Genomic DNA, 25,563 nt, shown 5'->3' with positions numbered 1-25,563 from the left:
CGATTATTAAGCTTTAACTATCATTACATAAAAAACCCCAACTGATAAGCTGAGGTTCTCATTCACACTGGTTAAACCAAGTTCAAATTAACGGTTTATCACTAGCGATAATGCCATTGTTGTCAGCATAGACAAACATTCCCGAGTTCAATGTCAAATCACCAAAGCGGATTTCGATATCCGTTTGACCTTCATCACGGCGAGTTGATTTGCGCGGGATGCAACCAAGTGCCATCACACCAAGATCCATCGCTGCCATGTCATCAACATCTCGGACACAGCCATATACGATAACACCTGCCCAGCCATTGTCGATGGCCGACTGTGCAATCATATCGCCGAGCAAGGCACAGCGCATAGAGCCGCCACCATCGACGACCAACACCTTACCATCGCCAGCTTTGTCTTTGCCATCACTATTCAATAGTGATTTGACGCGGCTATTGTCTTCAAAGCACTTCACCGTCACGATTTCACCGCAGAATTTATCTTTTGCACCAAAATGACGAAATGCCTTACCTTCAATATTTGGTAGACATACTTGCGACACAGGATTGGCGTCCAGTAAATCACATGTGACAAAGTTCTCTTTATTCATCTCCATCCTTTTTACTCCTTATTATGAGTGATTAAGCTGCTTGATCTTGTAATACATGGTCATACTTGGCTGTAGTCTTGACTCAAAAATAATACTTTATTTTTTCACGCGAGTCATTGCAAGCATCTTCTTATTTTCAATGATCTCTGTATGTTCAATCTGGGGTTCTGTACGGTATTTACGACGATGATAAATGTCATGAGCACTCATCGCCATTGCACTAGCGACGCGCTTAGCCGAGATAGGATGTAATGAGAGTGACTCTGAGACTAAAGGCGAGATAAGCTTAAAAGCTTTTTGACCAATGCTCTCGAGTGGACGCCCTTTATGCTTGCCTAGTAATAACGACGGTCGAAATATCACCAGTTGACCAAAGCCTAGTGCCGTAATAGATTGCTCCGTCTCTGCCTTGACTCGATTGTACAAAAAGCGGCTGTCAATATCGGCATTCATGGATGAAAGTAGAAAAAAGTTTTCTACCCCTTTATCACGGCATAGCTTAGCAAAGTTAACATTGTAATCATGGTCTATCTTTCGAAAAGCCTCATCACTGCCCGCTTGTTTTTTGGTGGTGCCAAGACAACTAAAGGCATCTGTCGTTCGATCCGCACCAACGCTCGCAAACACTTCAGAGAGATTATCAAAGTCATTAACCTGATAAAAACGCATGCTGGCATTAATATAACGTGGCGGGCGCCGAGCGATCACAATCAATGTATCATAGAGCTCACTCAGCTGTTTTACCAAATGCTGCCCTACCAATCCTGTTGCGCCAATCACAATTGCTTTTCGCTGCATACCCTATCCACTTATATAACGTTAGAGGTTCTATATTGATGAAAAGTAACCTATATCAAGGCCTACCATTAGGATATCATACCTAAGTTCATGAATAACTGACGCTATTATGTATGATATATTGTAAGAGATTTTAACCGCTGTCTATGTCTTTTGGTATCTGACAGGGCATTAGATGCCCTATTGAGTCCACCTCTATAAGTTTACGTTACTTCTTTGGGTATTGATAATCAAATATATTGTCCTTAGTGCAATAATTTGCTAAAATAACCGGCTTTACACGTCAACGCTGTTTAATTATTCCAAACAGTTCTGGCGCTTGCGATGATCCATTAATATTAGATACTTTAATATTAGACATCGACATCATGTTTGACGAGACGGCTGCTCGTCACCGATGATTGTTAAACCCATTATTGCAATCAACATTCATATTTTTATCTGTCTTTATCAAGGAGATACGCGTGGCTAATACTGCACAAGCTCGTAAACGCGCCCGTCAAAACACCAAACGTCGTCAGAACTCTGCGTCACAACGCTCTATGGTTCGTACTTACTTAAAACGTGTTGATGCGGCTATCGAAGCTAAAGATTATGACGCGGCTACCGAAGCTTACAACAGAGCGGTACCAGTTATTGATCGTATGGCTGACAAAGGTATTATTCATAAGAATAAAGCTGCTCGTCGTAAGAGCCGCCTAAACAAAACAATCAAAGGCCTACAAGCTTAAGATTTGTATTGTCTAGACCGCATTATGCTTCTATAGCATAATGACTAAAACCTTGCTACTGGTTCTGATACTGGGGCAAGGTTTTTTTATGCCTACTCGATATATATCTAGTGGATCGTCATTACCATTTTTTGATGAAATCTTATGTCCATTGCACCCCTGGTGGTAATAGCAGTTTACTTGGGTGATACCCTGCTGCACGATACCCATTCAACAATGAACTAATCGGACGTGTATATACTTTACCACGCCAGATAAAATGCGCATTTGCCTGATCAAAAGGTTTATCATCAAACCACAAAAACACCCCTTCCATCATTTTTGGCCAATCATTCCAATCGATCTCTTCCACATCGAACATCACGGCTAAGAATGCAGACAACAAAGTATCATGACTGACAGCCAGCATTAGATGCCCATGCTGCGGCTGGTTTTGATAAAAGAGCGAGAGAATATCAAGGCCACCTTGATAAGCATTTTTGGTGCCTTCAAGATTGCCTTGCAAAAAGCGATTGATAAAATTGAGTACACCAATCTCTTTAAATATTGGGTTCGCTATTTCAGGTTCAGTAACGAGGCTACCAGGCTCAACCAGCAGTGACTGATGCGTAATATCACGCTTTAGACCTGCTCCTTCCTGCATGAGCTGCGCCGTATCAATACAGCGTTTAATGGGGCTTGAGATGCTATCAACATCGAGTGAGTATGGGAGGTGACCTGCTAACCAACGACCCCAAGACTTAGCTAGTACGCGGCCTTTAGGCGTCAGCGGCAACTGATAGCTGGCAAAACCATTGCCGTCAGAACGCTCACGCAAAGAGTGTCTGGTAAATAAAATCAGCCGCTCATTTTCAGGTAATAGTCTGACCGAAGAAATCATACTATCTGGCAGATGTGAAGGCGCAGGCGCACTTGGTGTGTGACTCGCAAGCTTGTCAGCAGAGACTTTTGATAAGGTACTATTAAGATATTTACTCATAGTAGCAAGCGTAGCAGATTTTTTGATAGGAATGAACAACTGACAAGTCTAGTTGCACTATATCTTGTAAATATCTTGTCATACAAGGAGTGAGCTTGTTTTTAAAAGAACTAAGCGAAGATAAGTAACATGGCTTATCTACATAGATCCTCAACTAACCGATATCAATAACTTTATCCCACGCAAATGCCAACGCCGTACTGCTAATCTCGTTAGGGTAAGCCCTAGGATTGACAATCACTCGCGTATTACCTAATCGATAATCGAATGCTTCATGGGTATGACCATGTACCCATAGCGTTGGTGCCCAGTCCTCATGCATCCATCCAGACAAGTCACTGACAAAGGCAGCATTGCTTGGTGAATTAGCATATTTTTCAGACACCGATAATGCACTGACACTATGATGGCTCATCACCACGGTTTTTTTACCCAATTCTTTCGTTGTGATTAGTGCTTGCTGCAACCACTGACGATGCTCTGAGTGAATTTGCATGGAAACTTCAGGTGAGAACATCTCTTTACCTGCATATATCTGCTTATAATCACGCATAAAATGCCTAGCAGCAGCCATAGTATCTTCATTGGCATGATACTGATAATCCGTCCACAGTGTGCAACCTAAGATTCGTATATCACCAATATCAATATGCTGGCACTGTAAGACACAAACCCCTTTGTTAGAGGCAGCATCATAATTGTCCCAAGTCGCCAACTTTTGGTCAAAACTTAGCACATCTTCGTCAAAATATTCGTGATTACCTGAGATCGTGATCAGAGGAATTTGTAAGCGTGCTGCCTGCTCTTGTAACCACGGCATCCCTCTATCGCTGTTGGCGGTGTCTCCCGCTACTAACACGATATCTGCGTCAGTTTTAGGAATATGCCCAATAGGGTGTGACTGGCGTGCATAACTATCAATATGTAAGTCACTTAGTATTTGTAATTTCATATAATTCAATATCGTCCAATAGTATCATTATCAGCCAATCGGTAACGTTAGCGTATTTTAATAGGCCAGCACTCCTTTTAATAGACTGCATAATTGGTTGCAGATCAGCCTACTTATAAAACCTCTCAGGTAGTGTAACAGCTTTTTTCTGTCTGAAAAAAGTAAAAAAAGACAGCGATTTAGGCTGTCTTTTTTATTGTATTGCTATTAAAACTTAAATGCTTTGTAATATTCTATTTAGCTTCTCGGCAGGGTTTTTGGCTTGAGTGATTGAGCGTCCAATCACCAAATAATCAGAACCATCTAACAATGCTTGACTTGGCGTACAGATACGCTTTTGATCATCAGCATTGTCGTCTGCTAGTCGAATGCCTGGCGTGACCAATTTAAAATCTTGACCGCATAACGCTTTAAGCGTTTTCGCTTCTTGAGCAGAGCACACTACCCCATCTAACCCAGCTTGCTTGGTCAATTGTGCCAATCGGCTCACCTGTACGTCTAAGCTATCAGTGATACCCGTTTGCATCAATGCGTCACTGTCCATAGAGGTCAATACAGTCACCGCGATGAGTAATGTATTAAGGTCTTTATCTATTAAACGCTGTTTTGCCAAAGACATAGCCTCTAGACCTGCACTAGCATGAACATTGACCATCCATACACCAAGCTCGGCAGCAGCTAGTACCGCTTGAGCAGTAGTGTTAGGAATATCGTGAAACTTCAGGTCTAAGAATACCTCAAAGTTACGCTGATGCAGTGCCTTTACAATATCGGGACCACAGCGCGTAAATAGCTCTTTACCTACTTTGAGCCGGCATAACGCTGGATCCAATTGATCCGCTAATGCCAACGATGCTTGCAGAGTCATATTGTCTAAAGCAACAATGACGGGAGAGTTAATCATATTATTCATGGTTTTGCCGCATATCAGAATTATTAGAGCACTGTATTTTCAAAATCAACAACCATTTCTATGGCCGAGCAATTTAATCTCGTTTGCGCTTAGACAACGTACCACCTTCATTTATATGTGTGTCTGTATTGTCTTGCATATCAATCGATCTAGCACCATAGACAGCCTCATCTACGGTTGGCGCACTGGCCTGACGGTCAATCACCACATTGGCTTGATTCAATTGCTCTTGTAGATTTGCATTTGCCTTTTGCAAACGTGAGATTTCCCACTTATTCTGTAGTACGCGGAATATAAGCAATGATAATAGAATACCAATAATGATGCCGAGTATTAGACATAGAATGAGCAGTAGCCCCAAATTCATTGTAGGTGCTTGCGAAAACAGTAAATTGACCCCGACCTCGGTATTATTTGCCAATACCAGACCAAGCGAGTAAGCAAAGCTCAAAAACAGCAATACGAATAATAAAAAGCGCATGAGACAATTACCTCAGGTTGGAATGATAGTTTTTAGTCAGTCAATCATTAATGAATATTAGCTGTGTGCTACTTTATCATTGACTGCTTCACGTAATGCTTTACCTGGCTTAAAGTGTGGAATCGCTTTAGCAGGAACTGGTACGCTCTCCCCCGTTTTAGGATTGCGTCCGACACGAGCGCGGCGATGATGTAGACAAAAACTGCCAAACCCACGAACCTCGACTCGGCCATCATTGGCTAAAGTATGGGTCATCAAATTTAATATTTCGCGAACGGCGTCATCAACGATGGTATCTGCCATGTTGTCACAATTCGCACTCAAATTACTGATAAATTCGGATTTGTTAATCGCTTGCTGCATTATTACGCTTGCCTTGTTGATTGATGGATAAACTGATAATAAGTCAAAACAGTATTATCAACAGAATACTCTAATAGCTAAATCAATAATAGCTAAATCAATAATAGTCTATTTACAAGAGTCATATCGCAACTCTAAATACACTGTCGCTCACATCTCGTTACTCAATGTTGCAAATGATAGCGGATATTGAGGAAAATAGGAATAAGAGTTTCCTTATTTAGCCAAAAACCTTACCTATTAATACAAATATCAAAACTTAACCATAAAAAAAGCGACCGAAGTCGCTTTTTTTATATTACTTTTATATCAATAACTTACAACTTACTGCATTTGCTCTTTGATCAAATCACCAATCGTTTTTGGCTGTGCATCAGAACCTGCAGCGGCAGTTGTGTTCGTGCTACCAAGATCTTTAATCGCTTGACGCTCTTCAGCTTCGTCTTTCGCTTTGATAGACAAGTTGATGTTGCGTGTTTTACGATCAACACTGATGATTTTTGCTTCAACGTCATCACCAACAGACAGATGCTTAGTTGCATCTTCAACGCGGTCACGTTGAATTTCAGAAGCGCGTAGATAAGCTTCAACTTCGTCAGCAAGCTCAATAGTAGCGCCTTTAGCGTCTACTTCTTTCACTTTACCATTAACGATAGCACCGCGGTCATTAGCGACTAGGTATTCGTTGAATGGGTCAGAGCTCAACTGCTTAACACCCAGGCTGATACGGTTAGCTTCTGCATCTACAGACAATACCATTGCTTCAACGGTGTCGCCTTTGTTGTAGTTACGGATAGCATCTTCGCCAGTTTCGTTCCAAGAGATATCAGATAAATGAACCAGACCATCGATACCACCGTCTAGACCGATAAAGATACCGAAGTCAGTGATTGATTTGATCGTACCAGTGATTTTATCACCGCGCTCATGTTTCTTATCAAACTCATCCCATGGGTTAGCTAGAGTCTGTTTGATACCTAGGCTAATACGACGACGTTCTTCATCGATATCAAGGATCATTACTTCAACTTCATCGCCCACTTGAACTACTTTAGATGGGTGGATGTTTTTGTTGGTGTGATCCATTTCTGATACGTGTACTAGACCTTCAATACCTTCAGAAATCTCAGCGAAACAACCATAATCAGTCAAGTTGGTTACGCGAGCTTTAACAACACTACCCACTGGGTAAGTACCGCTAACGTTGTCCCAAGGATCAGTACCAAGTTGTTTTAGACCCAGGCTTACGCGATTGCGTTCACGGTCAAACTTCAATACTTTAACTTTTAGGTCTTGACCAACTTCAACAACTTCAGATGGATGCTTGATACGGCGCCATGCCATGTCAGTGATGTGCAATAGACCATCGATACCACCTAGATCAACGAACGCGCCGTAATCAGTAAGGTTCTTAACGATACCTTCGATCTCGATGCCTTCTTCAAGCTTGTTCAATAGCTCTTCGCGCTCAGCTGAGTTTTCAGCTTCCATAACTGCACGGCGGCTAACAACAACGTTATTACGCTTTTGATCAAGTTTGATGACTTTGAATTCTAGCTCTTTGCCTTCAAGATGAGTCGTATCACGGATAGGACGTACATCTACCAATGAACCTGGTAAGAACGCGCGTACTGAACCGATATCTACAGTGAAACCGCCTTTAACTTTGCTTGAGATGATACCTTTTACGATCTCATCATTGTCAGCAATTTTTTCAAGGAAGTTCCAAGTTTCAACACGCTTAGCTTTTTCACGTGACAGCAAGGTTTGACCCATGCCGTTATCAACCGCTTCAACTACGACATCAACACTATCGCCAACTTCAACTTCAAGTTCGCCTTCTTCGCTTAAAAACTCTTCACGAGCGACGATACCTTCAGATTTCAGACCAGTATCTACTGTGATCCAATCGCTATCGATGGCCACAACAGTACCGTTAATCACCGAGCCACGCTCGATATCTAGGCCTGTTTCTTCGATGCTCGCTTCAAATAGTTCAGCAAATGATTCCATTATGTCTACCTTTGTATAGCCGTATCCTGTCCAGCACAGTACGGATCAAATTTATGATTGCATAAAACGAGAATACTGGTTTTATATCTTATGCAATCATATATAAAAACGTTTGTTGTTAATAAGCGCATATTTAAACTTACTAACAACAACTGTCTTACTTTATTCTATCAAACAAAATTTTATCAACCCAACCTAATAAATAATTAATCGTTAAAAAACACTAACTTCCAACTGTACAATTCTACATTAAAAATAGGGACTATAGGAAATTTTTTAGTACTTAATATGTTGTTTTTATTAACTATTAAAAAACAGCCCTTGATCTTGGCAATGTCTTTTTACTTGCTCGTAAACCGCATCAGCATCGAGCATTGAGCTATCAAGTAACAAAGCATCTGCTGCAGGTTTCGATGGTGCGGTGCTACGGTTCTCATCACGATCATCACGTTCTTTAATCGTCGCCAAAATCGAGTCAAAATCTGCTGCTTGCCCAGCGTTAACTAGCTGGGTCACGCGGCGCTCAGCACGCGCTTCCGCGCTCGCCGTCAAATATACTTTCACATCCGCATCTGGGAATACAACCGTCCCCATATCGCGACCATCAGCGACGAGTCCTGAACGTGTCGCCATATCCTGTTGTAATGTGAGCAAAGCCTCACGAACTTTTGGAAATACTGCGATCTGCGACGCATAGCCGCCTACGGTCTCGTTACGTACCTGATCACCTACCGCTTGTCCATTTACGATGATATCTACGCGCCCTGACTCATTATTTGGGACAAAAGCTATCTTTAAGCTCTTAGTAAGCGCTAAGACCGCCGACTCATCGATTGGATGGCTGGCATCTGCTGTGATCAATCCAGCTTCGAATGCTTTGAGTCCTACGATTCTATATAGCGCCCCAGAGTCTAATAGCTGATAGCCCAACACTTGAGCTAAACGCCATGTGACCGTACCTTTACCAGCGCCACTAGGCCCATCGATACAGATAACCGGATAGCGTGCTGAATGGTTTACACTATCGTTTTTATTGAGTAGATCGTTATCAGATACGGAGACGGTCATAATACTTACTCAATAATAGTTGTTACCCGTATAGCTGTCATGCAGTAGCAATGAAGCAATATTTACTGGTATATCAAATGCTTGATAGCAGGCTAAAAAATTCGCTACCAAATAGGGCGATATTATAGCAAAAAATCATCGCTACCACTAGCGCCCAAACTGATATCTTATTTATTAATCATTTTGGATTAAACGCTGTTTTTATTCTGTTTCGCTAATCGCCTACGCTCACGAAAAAACGTCTTTAGCAATTGACTACTATGCTCACTGCACAATCCTCTATGAACTTGGATATTATGATTATAAAAAGGCTGCATTGATAAGTCCATCTGGCTGCCTACCATGCCAGCACGTGGCTCACTCGTCGCATATACTAGCCTATCAACACGTGCGTGAATGAGCGCGCCAATACACATCGTACAAGGCTCTAGTGTCACGTACAAAGTTGTCTGTAGTGGCAGACGATAATTTTGTAGACGCTGACAGGCCTCTCTTAACGCAACTATCTCAGCATGTGCCGTCGCATCATGACAGCCAATCGGTTGATTGAACCCTTGACCAATGATCTGCTGATCATGCACCAATATAGCGCCTACTGGCACTTCACCCAGTTTAGCGCCTTGGCTTGCTAGTCTAAGCGCTTCTTGCATCCATTTACCATCTTGCAGTGTCCAAAACATAAGGGATGCAAATGGTATACCCTCAAGTTCGCTCAGCGCTAAAAAATAAGATGCTAAACCTGTATTCATAGTATTTAGCATTTATTGCGGTAGCTGCCAGTCAATGGGCGTTTGACCATACTGCAACAAGTAGTCATTGGTTTTAGAAAATGGCTTTGTCCCAAAAAATCCACCGCGGTTCGCAGCCAACGGCGAAGGATGCACGGCGGTCAAAATAAGATGTTTGTCGGTATCGATATACTTACCTTTCTTTTGTGCTTTACTGCCCCACAAAATAAATACGGTATGTTCTGTCTGCTCGTTGACCGCGTCAATGACTGCATCGGTAAACTGCTCCCAGCCTCTATTTTGATGACTGTTTGGCTCGCCTTCTCGCACAGTTAGTGAGCTGTTTAGTAGCAAAACACCTTGCTGCGCCCAGTAAGTTAGGTCACCATGTTTTGAGGGTGCGATACCGATGTCATCTGCCATCTCCTTAAGCAAGTTGTTTAATGATGGCGGCTTAGGAATCGCTTTAGGAACAGAGAATGACAATCCCATGGCCTGCCCTGGCCCATGATAAGGGTCCTGACCTAAAATCACCACTTTAACTTGCGATAAAGGCGTGAGATTAAGCGCATTAAACATCAACGGCGCGGGCGGATAAATGCTATCCCCTGACTGATAAGCTTCTTTCAAAAATGCGCGTAGATTGTCCATATTTTCGGACGTTAACTCATCTGCTAATGCCGCCTTCCAGTCCTCTGGCAGACGGACATTGTCTAAAATGGCTTGTTTTTGCTCTGGTGTTTTGGTTGTCTGCTCGTCAAACAGCTCCATAGTACATCCTTTTTATATTTGTTATGAAATGATAGCTCAGTGATTGGCTTATTTTAAAGACTAATAGTAACAAAAAACCGTATGAGCTTTGTTGATGAATTATAGCAACAAAAAAACGGCTACCGTAATGTTACGATAGCCGTTACTCTTATATTCAAACTAAATGTTTTAGCTAGCCACTGACTCAGAGTCTGAACGTGGCTCATGAGTCTCGACCACAGTCAAAACAATCCGACTATCCGGTGAACCTTTTTGCGAAGATTTATCTAACTTCACTGTATCATCGTCTTGCGTATTGTCGGCTTTAGGGGCTAAAGTCAAATGAACAACGCCCCCATTTACCAAGTCACCGAATAAAATCATACTTGCCAGTGGCTTTTTGATCTCATCCTGAATCAGGCGCTGCATTGGACGTGCACCCATAAGGCGATCGTATCCTTTATCAGCCAGATAATCACGCACATCATCATCAATCTCTAACGTCACTTGCTTATCATCAAGCTGTACTTGTAGCTCAACCAAGAACTTGTCAACAACTGACACAACCACTGAAGTATCTAGTGGATTGAACTGAATAATCGCGTCTAGACGATTTCGGAACTCTGGCGTAAAGACGCGCTTGAGCGCCTCAGTGTTGTCGCGGCTATGATCTTGCTGAGTAAAGCCCATAGAAGAGCGACTGATACTATCAGCACCAACGTTCGTCGTCATAATAATAATGACTTGCTTAAAGATAGCAACACGGCCATTGTTATCAGTTAATGTACCATGATCCATCACCTGCAATAGCAAGTTGAAGACATCAGGATGCGCTTTTTCAATCTCATCAAGTAGCAGTACGCAATGCGGATGTTGATTGATCTTTTCAGTCAACAATCCACCTTGATCGTAACCAACGTAGCCCGGAGGCGCACCGATCAGACGTGATGCCGTATGCGCTTCCATGTACTCTGACATATCAAAGCGTACCAGCTCTACGCCTAATAGATTGGCCAGCTGACGAGAGACCTCCGTTTTACCCACCCCTGTCGGCCCTGCAAACATAAACGAGCCAATCGGTTTATCTGGTGCTTTTAGTCCTGCACGAGACAGCTTAATTGCATCAGCAAGCGTGGCAATCGCTTCATCTTGACCAAACACTAAGTGCTTAAGATCACGATCCAAGTGCTCAAGAATGCTCTTGTCATCACTCGATACCGATTTGGGCGGAATGCGTGCCAGTTTAGCGATAATGGCTTCGATATCAGCAACATCGATTTTCATCGGTGGCTTTTGCGCTTTAGCAGATTTTAGGCCATCGGCAGACTGAGCACGGTCGTTTGCCTTTGCCGTCTCTGCTTCGTCTTGCATCTCATTATCACTGTCTGCATCGCTATCGATACCTTCGACATCAGCATCAATCTGTACATCAAAGTCTTGCTCTAAATCTGCAATAAAGCTCTCTTCAGCTTCAATATCCTCTACATCAGGAACGACGCCTAAACGCTTATATGCACCTGCTTCATCAATCACATCAATGGCTTTATCAGGTAAAAAACGCTCGTGTATGTGCTTGGCTGATAATTGTACTGCCGTGACCAAAGCTTCATCTGTATATTCAACATTGTGGAATTCCTCATAGCGAGGCTTGAGGCCACGCAAGATATCGACGGTATCATCCACACTTGGCTCTCTTACATCGATTTTTTGGAAACGACGCGATAGTGCATGGTCTTTTTCAAACACTTGACGATATTCAGTAAAGGTCGTTGAACCAATGCAGCGCAGCTCACCATTAGCCAAGGCAGGTTTGATAAGGTTAGATACGTCCATATTGCTGCTCATTGACGACCCTGCGCCAATGATCATATGAATCTCATCAATAAATAAAATAGCATTGGGCTTTTTCTTCAGCGCATCAAGCAATGACTTCATACGCTTTTCAAAATCACCACGATATTTCGTCCCAGCAATAAGCGAGCCGATATCAAGGCTATAAATCACGCAACCATTAAGTGGCTTGGGCGCCTTATCATTGATAATCAACCACGCCAAACCTTCGGCGATAGAGGTTTTACCAACGCCAGGCTCACCCACTAATAATGGATTGTTTTTGCGGCGGCGGCATAAAACTTGAGCGGCACGTTCAATTTCAGAAGCGCGTCCAATCAATGGGTCTGTTTCGCCTTCAGCAGCACGCTGATTTAAATTGGTTGCAAACTCAACCAGTGGATCTTTGCTGGTTTTTTCAGACGCACTGCGGCGCTCACCAGTCATAGAAGCACGTTGCTCAGATGGCTCTTCTTTGTCTTGACCATGTGATAAATATTGGGTCAGCTCAAGACGGCTAATACCTTGTTTTTTGAGCAGATAAACGGCATAAGTATCATGCTCTGAGAACATAGAAACCAAAATATCAGAGCCTTCTACCAATCGACCACCGCCTATAGACTGCACATGAAAAATAGCGCGTTGCAAAATACGATCAAAGCTTTGCGTTGGCTGCGGTGACTGCTCCGTGTCTACATCGACGGTTGGCGTGTGCTTATTAATATAAGCTTCAAGCTCAGTACGCAGTGCCGATATATTGGCATTACAGGCAGTCAGGGTATTGGCAGCGTGAGTATTTTCTAATAGCGCCAATAATAAATGTTCAACAGTAAGATACTCATGCGATTTTTGGCGCGCAAGCGTCATTGCTAAACGTAGAGAAACTTCAAGATGACGACTTAACATAACAACTTCCTACGGTTATATCTATCTTTATAATTGATAGTTTTATGAATGAGTTAGTAAGTAAATCAGGGCGATAGATCGATTGTTCAAGGGTAAGATTCGTATAATTAAAAAATCATGGATATATCATTTGGACCATAGACTGTGTGACGAATGCTGTAATCTATCTATCAGTTAGCAGTGATTGTGATAATTCATAGTCGCTTTTCTTTATATCAACACGATACTTCGACAGAGTCAATCTATTAACGCAGACTAAAGTGTATCAAAGCATACTACGAGTACATAACGAAGAATGTGAGAGCGACGAGAAGCTTAAAGAGCTAATGTGGATAAAAGGTAAGTAGATGAACGAGGATATTAATAACGAGTGATCGAAAGGTTGTAAAAATTATTGAGAAGCCTAGTTAGTATATAAGGATATATCACAATAAAATCAAGACTATAAGAGCGATATACTCACTGACATGCTTAATCAAATATGGGTATCTAAAGCGAGGCTGTAAAAATAGCTGGCTTAGCTCACTTTGAGAGTGAGCTGCTATAACGACTGGATGAGAACAAAAAACGATTAGGTATGGCAGTGAGAGCTGATGTGAGAATAAGATATAGTGTCTTGCTATCCTTTTACTCGCCTTGATGTGGCTCAATTTGGGTTAATAGTGGATAGCCCTCACGATGTGCCAGACTATTTACTTTTTTGGCCTTGGTCTCAGCGATATCCTTGGGATAAATACCAGCAATACCTTTGCTACTATTGTGAATCGTTAGCATAATTTCGACCGCAGAGTCCATACTATGGCGGAACTCTGACTGCAAAATATAGACGACAAACTCCATTGGCGTGTAATTGTCATTATACATAACCACCGCATACATAGGCGGTTTAGCAATTTCTGGCTCAGCAACCAGCACATCTGCTTGCGGTGACGTTTCACCTTCTGTGTCACCGTCCTGTGCGCGATGGGCAGGCATATTTGGAAAATGCCAATCAGCAACCGTTGGCGTAGCTTGTAATATCATTTTTTTCATCATAATCAAAGTATAATTATAAGGTAAGTTTGGAATAAGAGAGGTTAGCTAGGCAGGCGATGAAATATCAAGCACTATGACTATATATAGACATGGTGCTTTGTTTTCAACTATATCATCGCTGTTTGGTATTTATTAAGACTTGTATTTACTAGGGAACAATCGGGCTTTCATCAACTTCTGGCAAGTCTAAAAGTGATGGTAGCATGTTATCAACCTTATCACCGAGCTTCCAATCGTACAATTGCTCTACTGTTTGGCCACCTGCTTGCAAGCTCAATTTTGCTTGTAAAGGTTTAAAACCTGAGGGCATCATAAAACGACCGCGTATACGAACAATACCTTCGATCGCATAGCTTGCAGGATCTAAGGGCACTTCTACAAAGTCATCATTATTGAGTAACGTCAAGGTTGGCTGGAGTCGTTTGGCTTGACCGTCGCTACTGAGCATACCAATATCAAAACCATACTCAAAAGCATTTTCGGGCAGCGGCTCAATCTTAGCGCCCAATATTTGTAGCGGCATGCCACCTTTCTCAGCAATCACATCAGCATATATCTCATTAAGCTGTGAGACCTGCCTGTTTTCTACTGTCAATGATTGCTGGTTTTCACGCAGCTCTTTTAGATTTGCGAGACTTATGGCCAGCTCTTGCTTGGCTGTCGCGGCTTGATTGGTCGCGATTTTATTACTAAGACGCAAATCTTCTAGCGCTTTTGTCGCTTCTGTACCATCGATAATCGCTTGCTGGGCTTGCGTTTCCATCGAATGAAAACCACGCTGATAGCCCAGCTTATGTCCGAATAGCAATCCAGCCACGGCAGTCACTAATATCACTACTACAAATAAAGCCAATACTAATGTAGACGCGCCTCGTTGAGTGCTACCGATATCACTTATAAAACCATTACTATTTTTATCGGAATGCGTTTTGCACGCCAAACCATATAGAACAGAATCTTGACACGATAGACGTGATGACTTTAAAAAAAAGCGTCGTTCAAGCTTAACATGCATTTAGATGGTATCTCTTAAGAGTAAAGGCAAGTTATTATAGCGGAATTTATAATCAATACCTAGTACCATAAATATGAATGACTTAGCGACAAAAAAGCCAGCATTAAGGTACGATAGGTGCAAAATTGAGTCCCATCGACTCATCAAAGCCGAACATCACATTCATATTCTGGACAGCTTGCCCTGCGGCACCTTTTACCAAATTGTCTTGCACCACAATGACCGTCAGCTCAGCACGCTCGTTATCTTGATGTACTGCGATACGTAGACGATTACTAGCACGCACACTGCGCGTGTCTGGATAAACACCTTTTGGCATGACATCAACAAAACCTTCTGATGCATAGCTGTCCTCAAACACTTGCTGCCAATCGATAGCCGCACCTGCATCGGTCAGCTCCATGTGAATTGAGCTCAGCATACCGCGTATCATAGGCACTAAGTGCGGTAAAAAGCGAATGCGATGTGTAAACTGACTGTCTAGTAACTGCGCCACACCCTGTTCAATCTCTGGCAAATGGCGATGACCTTCAACGCTATAGGCTTTAAAATTATCCGTAGTTTCCGCATAATTAAGTGCCAGTGACGCTTGACGACCAGCACCCGATACACCAGATTTGGCATCAATGACAATACGAGACTCGACTAGTCTTTCTGCTTGCTCATTTTGTGCTTCGATAACAGGTTTTAAACCCAAAATCGCAGTAGTCGGATAGCAGCCAGGGTTACCGACCAATAAAGCGCTGGCAAGCTTATCACGATTGATTTCAGGCAAACCGTAAACTGCTGTCTTCAACAGATCAGGACAAGCATGAGATTGTTTGTACCAGTGCTCAAACTCCGTCAATGATTGCAGGCGAAAATCAGCTGCCAAATCGATGACTTTTACGCCAGCTTGGGTCAGCGCTTCTGCTTGCTTCATCGCAACACCATGCGGCGTCGCAAAAAATACAACATCACATTTTTGCAATGCCCCAAGCGTACTGTCACCTAAGTCGCTAAAAACAATATCTGAGATACCGCGTAAGCTTGGGAAGATTTCATCAGCGCGAGTGCCAGCTTCGCTACGCGAGGTTAGCAAATCAATAGACACTTCAGGGTGAGCAGATAGTAAGCGAATAAGCTCAATACCTGTGTAACCTGTACCACCGACAATCGCTGCTGAAATCATAAATTATCCTTATTCTTAGTAAGCACTCATTATATCTAATAAATTCTATATTTTTATCTAGCTTACAAAGCCATATAGACATAAAACCAGTCTGTCAATCCTACCGTCTCTGAATATTATGGCTTTGAATACCATAGCTTTGAATACCGTGGCTTTTAGATCTTGTAGTCATGTACCGCATCAACAAAGACTTTGGCATTGTCAGGATTCACCCACTGGGTAATACCATGACCTAAGTTTGCAATGTAGCCAGTTTTTTCGCCATTAGCATAGGCGCGATCAAGCATCGCATTCACTTCAGAGCGGATAGTGGCGGGTGATCCGTATAACGTTGCCGGATCTAAATTGCCTTGAATGGCTTTGCTGCTTTGTAGCTTCTTATGCTTTTTGGTCAACTCACGCTGGCTCTCAGTCAGTACTTGACGCGCGCGGTCAAGCGGCATCGTCCAGTCGAGACCTAAAGCGTCAGCTTCGCTATCAGCCTGAATATCAAGCCATAACCCGCCACCTTTGGTAAATAATACCACTGGTACTTGTGGATGGCGTTGCTTTAGTTCAGCCACGATACGCTTGTTGTAATTGTGCGAAAACTCGATAAATTGACGATGACCAAGCGCCCCGCCCCAACTGTCAAATATTTGTACGATCTGAGCTCCGGCCACAATTTGTGCATCGAGATAGTCAATGACCGAAGTCGCAAGCTTGTCTAATAACTGATGTAAAAAGCTGGGATCGCTATACAAAAAGCCTTTGGTATAACGATAATCCTTTGAACTACCACCTTCTATCATATATGTAGCGAGCGTCCATGGACTACCAGAAAACCCAAATAAAGGCACTTGACCATTTAGCGCTTTGCGAATGCTGGTCACGGCGCGCATTACATAGTCAAGAGAATCATTAGGCTCAAGTACTGGCAATCTATCAAGATCAGCCTGCTTGCGAATCGGATGCTTAAACTTAGGACCTTCGCCAGTCTCAAAATACAAACCCAATCCCATGGCATCAGGAATGGTCAAAATGTCACTAAATAAGATCGCGGCATCTAAGTCATAACGACGTAACGGTTGGAGCGTCACTTCAGTAGCACGATCTGTATCTTTGCACAGGCTCATAAAGTCGCCGGCTTCAGCACGAGTGGCTTTGTACTCTGGTAAGTAACGACCAGCTTGGCGCATCATCCAAACTGGCGTGGTATCGATGGGCTCAAAGCGTAATGCACGTAGCAGCCTGTCATTTTTTAGTGGTGCAAATTGCTGGTGAATCGAGTCATTCTTGTCTGAAGCACTCATGTACAAATCTCCAAAACAACATAGTATCCATATTTATAAATAGATACTGTGCTGGATAAAATAGGTTGAATAAAATAACAATAAATATTTATAAGCTATAAAAAACAGCCGTGCTATATCATGAATACGTTATACAGTTATCGCAAGATTGTCACGATGCACCATCACCACACGGTCTTCGTTACTACCGAAGATTTTGTCAAACTTCTCTGTACGCTCACGGGCAACACGGTGCGCCTCATGCGATGAGAAGTTTACTTGCCCAACGGCTATACGCTCGCCTGTATCTTGATGAACAATTTCTACCACATCACCTTCATCAAAGCCGCCACGAACTTCTACAACGCCCACAGGTAGCAGGCTTCTGTTATGCTCAGTCAATGCTTTTGCGGCACCTGCATCAACGACCAAGCTACCTGACATACGCAAATGCGCAGCAAGCCATTGTTTCCGAGCGATGATTTTATCTTCTTCATTAGTCGTCAGTAGTGTACCGACTGCCTCACCTGAGACAACACGAGTGATCACATCATCGATAGCACCGCTCACAATCACAGTAGGACAACCACCCATTGCTGCAAGACGACCAGCACGAATTTTAGTTAACATACCACCGCGCCCAAGCTTGCCACCGTCACCTGCAATATCAAATAAATAATCGGCCATGGCACGTTCTTGACGAATCATCTTGGCATCAGGATTGTCACGTGGGTTATCAGTGAACACACCTTCTTGATCCGTTAAAATAATGTACAAATCTGCATTAACCATCGCGGCTGCCATCGCACCTAACGTGTCATTATCGCCAAATTTAATCTCATCAATGGTAATGGTGTCATTTTCGTTAATGACCGGTAGCACACGCCATTCTAATAGTTGCGTGAGCGCGCCTGTAGTATTGAGATAACGGCTACGATTGGACAAGTCATCATGAGTCAATAAGAGCTGTGAGCTTTGAATTCCATGCTGAATCAGTGCTGACCACCATGTTTCAATCAGTCCCATTTGACCAATAGAAGCGCAGGCTTGTAATGCTGCCAGTTTTTTAGGGCGTTCCTCAAGGTCCATACGTACCACACCTTCAGCAACGGCACCTGACGATACCAGCAGCACTTCAACACCTTTTTTGTGCAGCTTAGCAATCTGCTTTGCCCACTCATATATGGCAGTACGATCCAACCCTCGACCATTATTTGTCAATAATGATGAGCCAATCTTGACAATAACGCGCTGAATATCAAAGTTGCGAGATTGTTTAACAAATCTTGCTTCTTCGGTCGTGTTTGCTATGTCATCTGCCATATAAACTCCTTTTTTTCATATCAATTGATTGTAGGGATTAAATTCACAATTCAAGTATAACCGCTTAAGCATACTAGCTTAAGGAACGTACATTACCTCAACACCATCGTCGTCATCATCCAAATCGGACAAATCTAAGCCTTCACGCGCGGCTTTACGAGCTGCACGATATGCTTCACGCTGTGCTTCAGTGTTTAGACGCACTTCGGCTTCTAAACGCTCAAAACGTTCTTTTTGTGCTTCAGCGAATATAGGATCTTCTATTTCACGCTCGCGCTCAAGTTCAATATCATTCATTAAATGATATTTTACTGCATCAACACCTTCACCAGTCAGCGTTGCTGTACGGAAAACCATACCTGTCCAACCAAGCTCTGCCACGATGTGTGTACAAAGCGCGTTCAAGTCTTCATCATTGACCTGATCGATTTTGTTTAATACCAAAATTTGCGGTAAGTTGGCCAATTCAGGTGAAAAACGCTCAAGCTCATTTAGGATAACGCGGGCGTTCTCGACCGGGTCGCTACCATCAACAGGCTTGACATCAACTAAGTGTAACAGACGACGCGTACGCGCAACATGTTTTAAGAAGCGAATACCAAGTCCTGCGCCTTCTGATGCGCCTTCAATAAGACCAGGAATATCTGCCATCACGAACGAACGATGACGACCAATATCGACCACACCCAAGTTTGGTACTAGCGTGGTAAACGGATAATCAGCCACTTTTGGTCTAGCAGCAGAGACTTGACGGATAAAGGTCGATTTACCAGCATTAGGCAAACCAATCAAGCCAACATCAGCCACAACTTTTAGCTCAAACTTAAGAACTTTTAACTCACCCTCAAAACCAGACGTGGCTTTACGTGGTGCTTGGTTGGTTGAGCTTTTGAAATGGGTATTACCCAGACCACCGTCACCACCTTTAGCGACCAATAGCGTCTGGCCAATCTCAATCAAATCACCGAGTACTTCATCAGTTTCGGTATCCACGACCGTTGTACCAACTGGTACTGGTAAATACAAATCATCTGATCCTTTGCCTGAGCAGTTTCTGCTATGACCGTTTTCAGCGCGCATGGCATCATGACGACGGGTATAGCGATAGTCAACTAGAGTGTTGGTGTTGTCCTCTGCAATGACATAGACGTCACCGCCTTTACCGCCATCGCCACCATCAGGTCCACCACGTGGCACATATTTTTCTCGGCGAAAACTGGCGATTCCGTTACCACCGTCACCTGCTTTTACCGTTACGACGGCTTCATCAATAAATCGCATCTTACGTTCCTTAATTTACAATCCAGTCTATGACTGGTGACAACCAGCGGTTGTATTTTGAGGTTTTGCTATATCGTTCTGACAAAATGAGCAATCTATAGAAGCTATGTTACGTCATGCCCATTATGACAATAACACCCGATAATCAATCGGACTATCGGGTGTTTAAGTATGACAGTTAAAGTGATACCAAGCTATGCAAAGTAGAGTCTATTGCAGCATAATCTTTAAAGTGACCATGCTTTGAGAGGCTTAGTATAACGTTATTGCGCTACTGTATTTAGTAATCTATGCTGGAATCTGAGCGTAGCTGATTCCTGCCATCTGCGTCGCCAAACGCAATACCTGAGTACTATAACCGACTTCATTATCATACCAAACATAAACAATAGCTTGGTTGTCAGTCAAAATAGTCGCTTGGGCATCAACGATACCAACATGGGTCGTACCAACAAAGTCAGTAGATACGGCTTCTGTAGAATCGGTATAAGCAATTTGCGACTGCCACGTGCTGCTGTTAGCAATCTTACGCAAGAACTCATTCAACGCATCAGCGCTTGCTGGTGCGGTCTTTAGATTCAAGTTCAAGATTGCTAGGCTGACATTTGGTGTCGGTACACGGATAGCATTACCCGTTAGCTTACCGTTCAATTCTGGTAATGCTTTACCAACGGCTTTTGCTGCGCCAGTACTGGTGATAACCATGTTCATCACCGCACTACGACCACGGCGGTCTGCTTTGTGATAGTTATCAACCAAGTTCTGATCATTGGTAAATGAGTGAATAGTCTCTACATGACCGTTTACGATACCGTATTCGTCGTTTAGTACGTTTAAGGTCGGGGTAATGGCATTGGTCGTACAACTCGCAGCACTCACGATTGTGTCATCACCAACGGTGTCGTTATTCACACCATAAACGACGTTTTTGATATCGCCACCAGCAGGTGCTGTTAGGAGTACTTTTTTCACGCCAGTAGACTGTAGGTGCTTACCAAGGCCCGCTTCGTCTTTCCAAATACCGGTGTTATCGATAACTAGCGCATTGTCAATACCATAAGCAGTATAATCGATTTCGCTTGGGTCTTTGGCATAGATGACTTGTACGAAACGACCATTAACGATCATGCCGTTATTGTCTTCATCGATACTGATGCCACCTAAGAATCTACCATGAATTGAGTCGCGCTCAAGCAATGAGATACGCTTAGCCAAGTCACCAGCAGCGGCTGGACGTACGACGATTGCCTTTAGCTGCAAACCTTTTGCGCTTGATGCTTGTGACAATAGCAGACGAGTCAAAATACGACCGATACGACCAAAGCCATATAGTACAACGTCCGTTGCGCCATTCACGGCACCAGCGTTGTTTATAGACTGTAGAGCGGCTTGTACATCGGTATCATTAGCAATCAATTGGCCAACGTCGATACGAGTCGCTTGAATCTCTTTGTTTTCGGCGATGACTTTTACCATTGCCAACGTGTCAGCGATATCGATAGCGTTGGCATCGTTGTCGCGTAATGCTGCTTTTTGATGTAGTCCAAGTATTTGACCAACTGAAGTAGCGTCTAGCGTTTCGCCAAACAAAGTCACTTGTACGTCTTGCTCATTATAGAGCTTGCTCAATAGCCCCATAAGCTCAATGGCTTGTTGCTCTTGATTGTTGTAGTTTTTTAAGTGGTCTTGATGTAATTGGCGTAAGGTATCAGCGTTGCTCACGAGAAACATCCTTATGGTCAGTAATGTATGATCGATAAAATATGAAGAGATATAAATAAGATAGGTCGTGTATGCTCTAGGTGGTGACTGTAATAGGATAATCAACCACTATCAATATCAGTTCTTGACGTCAGAGTATTCAAATCGCCTAGATTTTAGCCTAAAATGCCTCATTTTGCCAGTAATAACCGATTAGCTAGTGTGCATAATAGGTTTTGTCGTCATATACAGACTCATATATAAATAAGGATAAAAATAAAGGCAGCCATATATGCTGCCTTATTAGGACGTCGTTTACATGATAATTACCATAGTACTTAATTAATTGAAGCAATAATTTTCATTATATCTATTATGGTGCTAGATTCACTGTTTGGCTGCTCTGCGACGTCAATGTAAACTCTTTCAAATCATATCCTTGCTGCTGAGCAACCTGACGATATTTAGTATACGTTTCCTGACTGATATTCGGCGACCGTGCTAGGAGCCATAAGTATTTTTTATCAGGTGTCCCTACTAGCGCAGTTTTATAATCTGCATCACGTGCTAGTACCCAATAATCAGCACGGCCGACTGGGATCCAGCGAATCCACTTCGGTAAAAACGTCACTTTTAGTTTGCTACCATTTTCATCGACTGGCTTAGCCAAACCTTCTGCCGTAATACCTGAACCACCCTCGCTCACGCATTTGTTAGTGACGACAATGCCTGACCCATCGGTCTTTTGCGTATAGTTTGCCGTGACATCGCCTGCACATTTACGCTGGAAATACATAGGTAGACGTCCAATCTCATACCATGTCCCAGCGTATTCATTGAGATCTACACTGTCTACTGTCGTTGGTGTGCTTGCAGGCTTATAGATAATATCGCTTGGCTTAACTGATAGCATATCGGTCGTAATCTTCTCGCTCATCACATTATCTTGCATATTACTGGTAGTAGCCATATTAATGGGCGGCGTTGCAGCATAGGCTGAAAATGCCGCCAGCGGTATGATGATCGCTAACGCAATACCTGTATGCTTGATAAGTCCATTCATAAATATACGCTCCGGTATGTCTTTGTATGACGAGTTGATAGTGGTTGATGAAGTATGAAGGATTTTCTTGGTGCTGTCTTGCAAATTACTTGCTTGGTCATCTACAAGCTCAGAGATTAGCGGCTCGTCTTTATTCAATGTTGCTGATCGCTTGTATCCATTAGCAATGTTGAATTGTTCTTTATCACTATTTTTCAGATGTTGACTGTTTTTACTGTTACTCATAGCGGACTCTTTTGCCTTAGTAAGGCTTTTGTCGGCGCTTTTGTATCCAAAATAGCTGTCTTGTGAAGGCATAGCTTCTGCCAGATGATGTGAATATTCGCTTTTTAGGTTTTCATTGCTCAGTTTTTTATGGCTATAGTTTGCATCATTACTGGCATTTATTGCTTGTTGCGCATGACGACCATTGTTATAGCTGTTTGACTGTATAGTCTGCTGAGATTGAGAACCAGCTGCCTGTGAGTCAGTCCATGCTGACTCAGGTAACTTATTGGTTTTCATAGGGATACCGTTATTAATAGTGACTGTTAAAATACTTTATCTGCATCATTTATCCGAATTGATTTTATAATGAGCCTGAGTTTCAGAGTTAATTATCGACCCAAACTCTACTGCTACAAACGCTCTTTTTTATTATAAGTTTTGATAGATGCGTTAATAGTTAATTTACTGATAAAAACCAGAATCAATGCGCTGTAGATATGCAATATATATTAAGGTCAGCTGGACTATTAAAACAGTGGTGCAATGTAGGGAAACGCAACGGTTTGTAAATAACGATGGGTTTATGCATTGGTATGCACACATCATAATCACATAGTTACTGACTGGATAAATAACTTAAAAATCAGTTATTTATACTTACCTATCTTAATAAGCAAACATAGTCAAGTGAATGATATTGCTGCTTAATGAGCACTCATTTTCTAGTTTTTTATTCGTGGAACTGACGAATGCCTGCGACACTGACACCGCCGTGCGCTAATGTCTGGTCAATCATGACAGGTGCCAAGCCGCCCAGACCAATGACTGGCATGTCAGCTAACTGTGCCAAAGCTGACCACGCCTCCCAGCCAAGTGGCACCGTGTCAGGATGCGTCTGAGTTGTAAGTACAGGAGACAAAAAAGCGCCAATCACTGGCGACAACTGCTGCTGTATGCGCATACTCGCAAGTTTATTAGCGGCAAGAATGCTGGCAATATCATGACAGCTGACTATTAGTGGATGCTCACTCGAGATGTCGGCCAATTGCTCAGACTCTGTAATATCTTGAGTACCATTGAACCATGCCATTAATACCGAATGCGTCAGGTGTCTAGCGACAATCGAACCAGTCGTTTTTGCTTCTATCATTGCCTCTGTAATTGTCGTCTTGGAGCGCTGACAGTCATTGTCGTACGGCAAAATCGCTAGAATATCTGGACGCACATCCATTAGCTGCTGGGCAATATATTCTAACTCAGATGCTTTTAGTCGGATATAAACCCAAGACTCTGTTGCCAACTGTTCTCGATGATAGTGCACCCATGCTGCTGCTGAATTTGGCTGGGCAGAAAAATGCGCAAGTGGATACGTAATCGCTATTTTTGTAGGAAGCTTTAGCCACTCCAAAATAGTTTTATTGGCAGCGGGCAGATGATACTCTCCTGCTAGTAACTTAGACTTATCAGCCCAAGTCATTGCCTGCCCCTCTAGGCCATATTCACAGTCTTTGTGCTGCTCATACTGCTGTGCGTTTAGCTCAATTTTATACACCTGCAAACTCACTTGCTTATCACCGTAGTCATGATGCAAACGCCCAAGCTTGACGATAATATTTTGAGCAATACTAATACCTGTTTCTTCAGCAACCTCCCGAATCAATGCCTGCTCTGCTGACTCATCAGCCTCTATTTTGCCGCCTACAAATTCATAGCGACTGCCTTGATGCTGAGCTGCATCTCGGAATCCAAGCAAATACTTGACTTCATAATGAATAACCGCAACCGCAACATTGACGGTGGTGATGTTTTTCGTTTTTGATTGGCCGCTCATCTCATTTGGCATAACTCTACCTTTCGCTTCTCTCTTCATTATGACTTTTTAATCGCCTGATTCTGCGTATATAACTTGGCAGCTGTAATAACGTGGCGACTGTCTTTATGGTCCCTATCGTTTTTATGCATCTTATAAATTCTGTGTTTCTACAAGGAGAAAGCCCCCCTATTCTCACTTTGTGACAGTAGCCTTAGATAAATTTACACAATAACTGCATTTTATTTTATCAATTACCTTGCAAATTCATTCAATCTAAATGATAATTATTATCGTTAAGGTTCATTAGTACATAGCTAATTTATTAAGCCACTTCTTATCAAAAGGAATTTACCATGAGTATGGTTATCTCTCGTTATCTAAACTGCCGTGAAAACCGTCTGCCAACGCTACAGTCGCAGCATCTATTTGCCCTGACCAAAGAAGTACGTATCGAGCATCAAGGCGAAGAGTATCGACTACGTTTGACTCGTAACAACCGATTGATTCTGACCAAATAACTGTATGAATAGACTACATTTTTTACAAAAAAAACGCCTCGTAATGAAGGCGTTT

Annotated in this window: 23 protein-coding genes; 2 read left to right on the top strand and 21 right to left on the bottom strand. The window is 42.7% G+C overall.

Annotated features, from left to right (window positions below; genetic code table 11):
* Positions 1-82: 82 nt before the first annotated feature.
* Positions 83-598, bottom strand: coding sequence for a ribonuclease E activity regulator RraA (rraA, locus tag AC58CZ_RS05270; RefSeq protein WP_494223959.1), 516 nt, complete (start codon positions 596-598; stop codon positions 83-85).
* A 96-nt stretch (positions 599-694) separates the two neighbouring features.
* Positions 695-1,396 (bottom strand): NAD-dependent epimerase/dehydratase family protein, encoded by a 702-nt coding sequence (locus AC58CZ_RS05265; protein WP_071003513.1) that lies wholly within the window; start codon positions 1,394-1,396, stop codon positions 695-697.
* Between the two features lie 464 nt (positions 1,397-1,860).
* On the opposite strand from AC58CZ_RS05265, the gene rpsT reads away from it, so the two are divergent.
* Entirely contained in the window at positions 1,861-2,127 is a 267-nt protein-coding gene (gene rpsT / locus AC58CZ_RS05260; RefSeq protein ID WP_071003512.1) for a 30S ribosomal protein S20, read from the top strand.
* Between the two features lie 142 nt (positions 2,128-2,269).
* Here rpsT and AC58CZ_RS05255 read toward each other — a convergent pair whose 3' ends face one another.
* From AC58CZ_RS05255 to AC58CZ_RS05165, 19 genes are all read right to left on the bottom strand, one after another.
* The gene (locus AC58CZ_RS05255; protein ID WP_494223839.1) at positions 2,270-3,106 is read right to left on the bottom strand and encodes a histidine phosphatase family protein; all 837 of its coding nucleotides are present in this window, start codon (positions 3,104-3,106) and stop codon (positions 2,270-2,272) included.
* Between the two features lie 154 nt (positions 3,107-3,260).
* Positions 3,261-4,058, bottom strand: coding sequence for a metallophosphoesterase (locus AC58CZ_RS05250; RefSeq protein ID WP_494223840.1), 798 nt, complete (start codon positions 4,056-4,058; stop codon positions 3,261-3,263).
* A gap of 214 nt (positions 4,059-4,272) precedes the next feature.
* Positions 4,273-4,971 carry an orotidine-5'-phosphate decarboxylase gene (gene pyrF / locus AC58CZ_RS05245; RefSeq protein WP_494223841.1) on the bottom strand — a complete coding sequence of 233 codons (699 nt, stop codon included), beginning with the start codon at positions 4,969-4,971 and terminating at the stop codon, positions 4,273-4,275.
* 73 nt (positions 4,972-5,044) lie between these two features.
* The gene (locus AC58CZ_RS05240) at positions 5,045-5,452 is read right to left on the bottom strand and encodes a lipopolysaccharide assembly protein LapA domain-containing protein (protein ID WP_494223842.1); all 408 of its coding nucleotides are present in this window, start codon (positions 5,450-5,452) and stop codon (positions 5,045-5,047) included.
* A 57-nt stretch (positions 5,453-5,509) separates the two neighbouring features.
* On the bottom strand, positions 5,510-5,815 hold the full coding sequence (locus AC58CZ_RS05235) for an integration host factor subunit beta (protein ID WP_058024195.1): 306 nt from the start codon (positions 5,813-5,815) through the stop codon (positions 5,510-5,512).
* A 324-nt stretch (positions 5,816-6,139) separates the two neighbouring features.
* On the bottom strand, positions 6,140-7,828 hold the full coding sequence (gene rpsA / locus AC58CZ_RS05230) for a 30S ribosomal protein S1 (protein ID WP_058024196.1): 1,689 nt from the start codon (positions 7,826-7,828) through the stop codon (positions 6,140-6,142).
* A 300-nt stretch (positions 7,829-8,128) separates the two neighbouring features.
* A complete protein-coding gene (cmk, locus tag AC58CZ_RS05225) occupies positions 8,129-8,896 on the bottom strand; it encodes a (d)CMP kinase (protein WP_494223843.1) in 768 nt (255 codons plus the stop codon).
* Between the two features lie 188 nt (positions 8,897-9,084).
* Entirely contained in the window at positions 9,085-9,576 is a 492-nt protein-coding gene (gene tadA, locus AC58CZ_RS05220) for a tRNA adenosine(34) deaminase TadA (RefSeq protein ID WP_494223960.1), read from the bottom strand.
* 81 nt (positions 9,577-9,657) lie between these two features.
* Entirely contained in the window at positions 9,658-10,395 is a 738-nt protein-coding gene (locus AC58CZ_RS05215) for a uracil-DNA glycosylase (RefSeq protein WP_494223844.1), read from the bottom strand.
* Between the two features lie 168 nt (positions 10,396-10,563).
* Positions 10,564-13,110, bottom strand: coding sequence for an ATP-dependent Clp protease ATP-binding subunit ClpA (gene clpA / locus AC58CZ_RS05210; RefSeq protein WP_494223845.1), 2,547 nt, complete (start codon positions 13,108-13,110; stop codon positions 10,564-10,566).
* A gap of 627 nt (positions 13,111-13,737) precedes the next feature.
* Entirely contained in the window at positions 13,738-14,133 is a 396-nt protein-coding gene (locus AC58CZ_RS05205) for an ATP-dependent Clp protease adaptor ClpS (protein WP_083328960.1), read from the bottom strand.
* 160 nt (positions 14,134-14,293) lie between these two features.
* Positions 14,294-15,160: a hypothetical protein gene (locus AC58CZ_RS05200; RefSeq protein WP_494223846.1), complete on the bottom strand. Its 867-nt coding sequence runs from the start codon at positions 15,158-15,160 to the stop codon at positions 14,294-14,296.
* Positions 15,161-15,263: 103 nt separating this feature from the next.
* Positions 15,264-16,331: an N-acetyl-gamma-glutamyl-phosphate reductase gene (argC, locus tag AC58CZ_RS05195; protein WP_494223847.1), complete on the bottom strand. Its 1,068-nt coding sequence runs from the start codon at positions 16,329-16,331 to the stop codon at positions 15,264-15,266.
* 155 nt (positions 16,332-16,486) lie between these two features.
* On the bottom strand, positions 16,487-17,623 hold the full coding sequence (gene hemE / locus AC58CZ_RS05190) for a uroporphyrinogen decarboxylase (protein WP_494223848.1): 1,137 nt from the start codon (positions 17,621-17,623) through the stop codon (positions 16,487-16,489).
* A gap of 129 nt (positions 17,624-17,752) precedes the next feature.
* Positions 17,753-18,925 carry a glutamate 5-kinase gene (gene proB / locus AC58CZ_RS05185; RefSeq protein ID WP_058024204.1) on the bottom strand — a complete coding sequence of 391 codons (1,173 nt, stop codon included), beginning with the start codon at positions 18,923-18,925 and terminating at the stop codon, positions 17,753-17,755.
* 78 nt (positions 18,926-19,003) lie between these two features.
* A complete protein-coding gene (gene cgtA, locus AC58CZ_RS05180; protein ID WP_494223849.1) occupies positions 19,004-20,206 on the bottom strand; it encodes an Obg family GTPase CgtA in 1,203 nt (400 codons plus the stop codon).
* A gap of 288 nt (positions 20,207-20,494) precedes the next feature.
* Positions 20,495-21,937 carry a glyceraldehyde-3-phosphate dehydrogenase gene (locus tag AC58CZ_RS05175; protein ID WP_494223850.1) on the bottom strand — a complete coding sequence of 481 codons (1,443 nt, stop codon included), beginning with the start codon at positions 21,935-21,937 and terminating at the stop codon, positions 20,495-20,497.
* A 343-nt stretch (positions 21,938-22,280) separates the two neighbouring features.
* Entirely contained in the window at positions 22,281-23,474 is a 1,194-nt protein-coding gene (locus tag AC58CZ_RS05170) for a lipocalin family protein (RefSeq protein ID WP_494223851.1), read from the bottom strand.
* Between the two features lie 433 nt (positions 23,475-23,907).
* Complete coding sequence (locus AC58CZ_RS05165) at positions 23,908-25,020, bottom strand: NUDIX domain-containing protein (protein WP_494223852.1); 1,113 nt, start codon at positions 25,018-25,020, stop codon at positions 23,908-23,910.
* 329 nt (positions 25,021-25,349) lie between these two features.
* Here AC58CZ_RS05165 and hemP point away from each other — a divergent pair, with 329 nt between their 5' ends.
* Entirely contained in the window at positions 25,350-25,508 is a 159-nt protein-coding gene (hemP, locus tag AC58CZ_RS05160; RefSeq protein WP_379542873.1) for a hemin uptake protein HemP, read from the top strand.
* The last annotated feature ends 55 nt before the right edge of the window (positions 25,509-25,563 follow it).

Source organism: Psychrobacter sp. CR212, assembly GCF_059693765.1.
This window is presented reverse-complemented; position numbering and strand designations above follow the sequence as displayed.